The organism is Mesorhizobium sp. M2E.F.Ca.ET.219.01.1.1 (assembly GCF_004016445.2).
Classification (GTDB): Bacteria; Pseudomonadota; Alphaproteobacteria; order Rhizobiales; family Rhizobiaceae; genus Mesorhizobium.
In genome coordinates this window covers 1-324 of sequence record NZ_SADT02000174.1, presented here as the reverse complement: position 1 = coordinate 324, position 324 = coordinate 1, and the positions used below count along the sequence as shown (strand labels likewise).

Sequence of the window (324 nt, the reverse complement as noted above, 5' to 3'; positions counted from 1 at the left end):
CTCTATCTGTTGTCGAGTTCGGCGCGTACGAGTTCGAGCCCGCGCCGGGTGATGCGGTAGGGGCCGCCGCCCGACGAGGACACCGCCTTCTTCCGTCTCAGTTTTCGAAAGAGCTCGAGATCGACGCCTGTGTAGCGCCAGCCGTCGCGGGTCATGCATTGGACCGAAGCGATCTTCTTACTGGCATTCTTTTCCATTTCGATGCGCCCGCCCTGCGCGAGCAGGTGCAGGATGCGCTGTTCAATGCGCGAAATGTCCATCTGGAGAATTCCCGGGAAAACAACAAAAGCCGCCGCCGCGGGATTTCGCGGCACGGGGTTTCAG

Annotated in this window: 1 protein-coding gene; it reads right to left on the bottom strand. The window is 60.8% G+C overall.

The window, feature by feature from the left end; genetic code table 11:
* Window positions 1-2 precede the first annotated feature (2 nt).
* A complete protein-coding gene (locus EN862_RS35400) occupies window positions 3-260 on the bottom strand; it encodes a YjhX family toxin (RefSeq protein WP_135913321.1) in 258 nt (85 codons plus the stop codon).
* Window positions 261-324: the final 64 nt, after the last annotated feature.

Bases quoted from the DNA above. Each gene is read 5' to 3' on its own strand.
- EN862_RS35400 (WP_135913321.1), bottom strand. From the start codon at position 260: ATGGACATTTCGCGCATTGAACAGCGCATCCTGCACCTGCTCGCGCAG.